This is a genomic window from Mesorhizobium sp. M4A.F.Ca.ET.020.02.1.1 (genome assembly GCF_004022645.1).
Taxonomy (GTDB): Bacteria; Pseudomonadota; Alphaproteobacteria; order Rhizobiales; family Rhizobiaceae; genus Mesorhizobium.
Genome location: NZ_RZOI01000463.1, coordinates 1 through 4998, shown reverse-complemented (window position 1 = coordinate 4998; position 4998 = coordinate 1). Strand labels below are relative to the sequence as shown.

Annotated in this window: 5 protein-coding genes and 1 pseudogene; 2 read left to right on the top strand and 4 right to left on the bottom strand. The window is 64.4% G+C overall.

Going from position 1 to position 4998, the window contains the following annotated elements; genetic code table 11:
• Nucleotides 1–25 precede the first annotated feature (25 nt).
• From EN742_RS24180 to EN742_RS24165, 4 genes and pseudogenes are all read right to left on the bottom strand, one after another.
• A pseudogene (locus tag EN742_RS24180) lies at nucleotides 26–1840 on the bottom strand (lasso peptide isopeptide bond-forming cyclase); the annotation flags it as partial.
• A 3-nt stretch (nucleotides 1841–1843) separates the two neighbouring features.
• Entirely contained in the window at nucleotides 1844–2260 is a 417-nt protein-coding gene (locus EN742_RS24175) for a lasso peptide biosynthesis B2 protein (RefSeq protein WP_126056861.1), read from the bottom strand.
• Nucleotides 2244–2543, bottom strand: coding sequence for a PqqD family protein (locus EN742_RS24170; RefSeq protein WP_126056860.1), 300 nt, complete (start codon nucleotides 2541–2543; stop codon nucleotides 2244–2246). Before EN742_RS24170 ends, EN742_RS24175 begins: the two co-directional genes overlap by 17 nt.
• Nucleotides 2544–2757: 214 nt before the next feature.
• Nucleotides 2758–2910, bottom strand: coding sequence for a lasso peptide (locus EN742_RS24165; protein ID WP_126056859.1), 153 nt, complete (start codon nucleotides 2908–2910; stop codon nucleotides 2758–2760).
• A gap of 502 nt (nucleotides 2911–3412) precedes the next feature.
• Between EN742_RS24165 and EN742_RS24160 the strand changes: the two genes are divergently transcribed.
• Together EN742_RS24160 and EN742_RS24155 are read left to right on the top strand one after the other, a co-directional pair.
• On the top strand, nucleotides 3413–4546 hold the full coding sequence (locus EN742_RS24160) for a nucleotidyltransferase family protein (RefSeq protein WP_126056858.1): 1134 nt from the start codon (nucleotides 3413–3415) through the stop codon (nucleotides 4544–4546).
• A gap of 79 nt (nucleotides 4547–4625) precedes the next feature.
• The coding region (locus tag EN742_RS24155; protein ID WP_148670222.1) for a glycosyltransferase family 2 protein at nucleotides 4626–4998 on the top strand (373 nt) is incomplete at its 3' end.

Below are 4998 nucleotides of genomic sequence, written 5' to 3'. Positions count from 1 at the left end.
CCCTATGTCAACCTGCCGGAAGTAGCCGCAGGATGCGGGCATAGGCTGCGGCTACTTCCGGCAGGTTGACATAGGGCGCGATCAGGCCGGCGTCCGACACCAGCACCTTGTGCAGCAGGTCGCGATGGTTGCCGACCATGCCCTTCACCAGATTGGCCGTGAAATCGATCTTGTCGCGTCGCCACTGCACAGCGGGCGGCAGAATGCCGTCCATGGCGCGGCGCAGCACGTAGCGGCCGAAGCCGCTGCTCAGCTTCTCCTTGCCCGGCAGCGCCAGGCAGAACTCGACCAGCGGCTTGTCCCAGAACGGATAGCGCGGCTCGACGCCGAAATTGGCGGCGGCCTTGTCGAGCACCTCGAAGGCGTGCGGCACCAGCCCCGTCGACAGGATCCAGCGATGCGTCAGCGCCTCGCTGGCGCTGACGCTGGACGGCATGTAGCCGGCCCTGTGGAACCGTTCGGCAAGCTCGGTGCGCCGGGCAAGCTCCGGGTTGACCAAGCCGCCCCAGCCGCGCGGCGCAGGCGCCGGCCCGCGCCGCAGCCTGCCGAGGACGCGATTGGCCATCCCCCTCAGTTTCGCGATCCGCCAGGCCGGCCCGTAGACGGTCAGGAATTTGAAGTACATGCCGAGCATGCCGTCGCCATAGGTATTCGAGGCGCCGCGCAATTCCCGCCACAGCTCCATCCACCTGCCGGCATCGGCCAGCTCGTGCAGATGGCCGTGGCCTTGCGACACCACCTCGTCGCCGCCATGGCCGTCGAGCAGCACCTTCATGCGCTGCGCGTCGGCGGTCCGGTAGATGCTGCGGGTCAGCGACAGGCCGGGCGCCAGGAACGTGCCTTCCTGCTCCTCCAGGATGCGCTCGAACTCGGCGAAGGGCGCATAGTTGCCCACGCTGATCAGCGTGCTGTCGAGGCCTGGCCTTTCAAGCACGGCGTCGATGAAAGGCTTCTCGTCCATCGAGGAGCCTTTCTCGAAGATCAGCGAGAAGGTCGGCAGTCCGGGCTTGCGCGTCGCGGCTCTCGCAAGCCCGGCCACGCAGGCGATTGAGGAGGAATCGAGGCCGCCGCTCAGCATCGCGCCGACCGCATCGGTTCCGCGCATGCGATTGTGGACCGACTGCTTGAACAAATGTCCGAACTCCTCGGCGGCATCCGACCGGAGCGGCCGTCCCGAGGGTTGGATCTGCCAGTAGCGGCGCAGCACCACCTGGCTGTCCGTCACCGTCAGGCTGTGGCGGGCCGGCAAGCGGAAGATGTCGGTGTAGGCGGTGGATTGCGGATCATCCGTCAGCCCGGCCAGGAAGCCGGAAATCTGGTGCTCGCTGATGCGCGCGCTGGTGTCGTCGAGGCCAAGGATCGGTCCGATCTCCGAGGCGAAGGCGAAACGCCGGTCGCTCGCGTGATAATAGAAGGGTTTGACGCCGAAATGGTCGCGGGCGCAAAACAGCGCCCGGCGTTCGCTGTCCCAGATGGCGAAGGCAAAGTCGCCTTGCAGATGGGTGGGGCTGGCATCCCCCCAAGTGAGATAGGCGCGCATCACAAGCATGGCGTCGGCGACCGACTTGTCCCGGACGCCGAGCCGCGCCAGCAATTCGTCGCGATTGTCCAGCCGGCAGTCGGCGGTGATCGCCAGCCTGCCGCCGGCCATCGTCAGCGGACCCGGCCCGGCTTCGTCGGTCGTGTTCAGCCAGGCATGGCCGAGGGCTATCGCCGTGTCCGACCACCACGAGGCGCCGTCACGGGCGCGATGCCGCATGCGCGCCAGCATTTGCTGGATGTCGGCGGCGGTGGCGGGTTTGCCAGCCCGTCTGGACAGGATTCCGGCGACGCCGCTCATCGTTCACTGACCGTGGTCGACGAGATGGGCAAACCCGGCAAGGGAGCCGCCAAGCACGATCTGATTGCCGCTCATCAGCCAGGCATGCGCTTTCAGTTCGGCTCCGGTGTCCTGCGCGATGCCGATGCGTATTCTCGAGGTGTTGCCTTGGCGGGCGAGGAGGTACTGGCCCGACAATGCCTGGGTCAGGCAGCTCGCATGGGGAACAAGGCGGGCCGCGGCCGCGACGCCCCAGGCGACGCGTCTCAGATCGGCGACGCTGGCCGCCTCGCGCGCGTCAAGCCGGGTCACCAGGCGGCGAACGCGGTTGAAGGAAAACAGCGTCAGCCCCAGCCGCACGGCGGCGACCACCACAATGCAGCGCGCCAGGAAGAGCATCTCCGCACCGCTGAGCGAGAGGAGCCTAGATAAGTTCCTCATGGTGGAGCCTCGCAAGCCCTGCCGCGGCCAGGCCTTTCAACAGTCCATCGACGTCGGCCTTGCAGCGCGCTGGATCGACGTCGTAGCGCGTGAGCACCGCGGCGCGGATGTCGGCAACCGGGCGCGGCTCCTGGATCAGTTCCCAGATATAGGCGCCGACACTGTTCAGGCTGTAATAGATGTTGGTTTGCAGATTGAGCAGCGCCAGTCCGTTGCCGAATTCGCAAGCCACGGCGTCGCTGGTGGCTGTTACGCGGTCTCGATCCGCCGGATCCCACGTCATCCTAAAACCTCGCTACAAAACGCTACGCTTCGTCAGTTCCAGGAAGGGATCGATCGGCATCAGCCGAGTCGCCCCGAGAGGTCATCGTTGAGATGCCCAGGGCCTTGTGCCGGTCCGGTCGCGGCCTCAGGCAGGAAGCCGGGGGATTGGGCCCCCGGCTTCCCGAGAAGACGTATTCGGAGCCCCAACTTTGCGCCCCGGAACACAATCAAGCTCAAGAGAACGTAAGCTGGTCGAAAGGCGTATGCGCAGGGAATGCTGCGTCGAGCGCCGTCGTGCCCGAGCCGCCCTGCGTGATCGTTTCGATCGAACCGTGAACCGTCAGGCTCGGCGTCTCGTACTCTTGCTTTTCAACATTCTGTTCCATTTTACTCTCCGGTAAGGACTGGAAACGGCCTGTCGAGTGCCGGCAGCACATTGCTATGCTGCAACGCAATAGCTGCATGGCACCCTAAATGAGTCAAGCATGATTTACCAACCATTAATCAATTCTTGGTTGCGCCTGCCTTGGTTGGTGATCAAGCCTTTTGCAGGCATATCCTTGCCATGCCCTGCAAAGGGAGTTCAACGCCGAGTCGGCGGCGCCAATTTAAGCATTTGATTTAATTATTATAAGTCCTTCTTGACTCAAAATGCTCGCATTATAGGAATGAAGAATTTGTGCCGGATGCGCCCGAATTCGTGTCGAATCGCAGGCTCGAACTGGGTCGCCTGTCGAGTTGCCCAAGTGCCGCCCATGTAAACGCTGTGGTTGCAGGACTCCGCCGCGACAAAGCAATGCTGGACGGCTGCGGCGATTTTGGCGATGCTTTTCTTCGCAGTTGCAATATAACACGCTGGGCGGATTTTTTGCGAGGACCTTGTCGGGAATGGCCGTGCAGGAAAGTGCTTACCAGAGGCTACGCGCCGCCGACTGCGCCGACGAAGTCGACTACGTTCAGGTGTGCCTGAGGCTGTTTTTCGCGCCCGGCCCGGGTGCGGTGGCAGTCGGCGTGCAGGCGCCGTCCATCTCCACCGCCGTGGTTGCCGACATCGCCAGGCTGAACAAGGTTGCGATCTTCGTGCTCAAGGCCTTGTCCTATACCAAAGCCGGCGAAGCGCCGTCCGAACTGCTCGGCTGGCTCGACACTTACCGTCGCCGCACGGTCTCGATGAATTCGTCCGGCATCATGGATTCCTTGGCCATTCATCAGGCGCTGCGCGAAAGGCATATCGATTTCGTTTTCCTGAAAGGGCCGTTCCAGCAGCAGTTGCTCTATGGCGATCACTTCATGAAGCCGTCGGGCGATGTCGACATCCTCGTCTCGCAGGCCGGCTTTGCAAAGGCGCGCGAGGCGCTGCGCGCGATGGGCTACGAGGTCGCCGGCAAGTCGCGTTCGCTGTGGTGGCTGCGTTTCCTCGGCGAGCAACACATGATCCGTGGCGATGACGCCAGGCCGTCCACCGTCGACCTCCACTACCGGCTGCAGCAGCCCGGCTCGCCGAGCCCGCGTGACACCGACGGCTTCCTGCGGCGCAGGCGCGAGGTCGGGATCGCCGGCAATCATGTGCCTTTCATTTCGGCTTCCGATACGCTGCTCTTGTCCTGCATCAGCGTCGCCAAGGCCTTCTTCAACCGTGAGCCCTGCGCCGGCTATGTCTGCGATGTCAGGGCCAGTGCCGGCCGCCTCGGCGAAGCCGAACAGCGGGACCTGCTCGACTACGCGGCCGGGCAGGGGCTGGAGGATACGCTGCTGCTGGGCCTCAGGGCGGCCGACGTGCTGTTTGGCGGCGCGGGTACGCTGCTGTCGGAGCGCGCCACGCGGATACTGTCGCGCATCGACGACGCCGACCTCCTCCACATGGTGATTGCGCCCTGGCTGTCCTCTCTGCGCTGGCCCCTGCGCAGGACGGTGCTTTGGGAACTATGCGGCCGCGCGCCGGTCCGCTATCTGGCCGAGGCCGGCTGGGCGGCTTCGGCCGATCTCAGCCGACGCATTTTCGAACGGCCGGCAGTCGGCTAAGCAGGCAGCCGGTGACGATCGTTTTGGGGCACAGGGGCAGGAAATTCGAAACAGACTCGTTCGATCGAGAGGTCAATTGATGTCCAGCACAGCTTCCCGGGTCTGCGTGATCATCGCCGCCCGTAACGCCGCCCGAACGATCCCGGCCGCCATAGCGTCGGCGCTGCGTGAGCCGGAAGCGGCTGAAGTCGTCGTCGTTGACGACGCCTCCACCGACGACACCGCCGAGGTGGCGCGCGCCGCCGATGACGGCAGCGGCAGGCTCAAAGTCATGCGCCTCGATGTGAACCGGGGGCCGTCCTTTGCCCGCAATGCCGCGATTGCCGGCTCGAGCTCACCCTTCATCAGCGTCCTCGACGCCGACGATTTCTTCCTCGAGGGCCGCTTTCGCAGGCTGTTCGCCAGCACCGACTGGGATTTCGCCGCCGACAACATCATGCTGATCCGGGACG

Excerpts from the sequence above, each read along its gene's own strand:
- EN742_RS24170 (WP_126056860.1), bottom strand. The coding sequence starts at position 2,543 with ATGACGTGGGATCCGGCGGATCGAGACCGCGTAACAGCCACCAGCGAC.
- EN742_RS24165 (WP_126056859.1), bottom strand. The coding sequence starts at position 2,910 with ATGGAACAGAATGTTGAAAAGCAAGAGTACGAGACGCCGAGCCTGACG.
- EN742_RS24175 (WP_126056861.1), bottom strand. The coding sequence starts at position 2,260 with ATGAGGAACTTATCTAGGCTCCTCTCGCTCAGCGGTGCGGAGATGCTC.
- EN742_RS24160 (WP_126056858.1), top strand. The coding sequence starts at position 3,413 with ATGGCCGTGCAGGAAAGTGCTTACCAGAGGCTACGCGCCGCCGACTGC.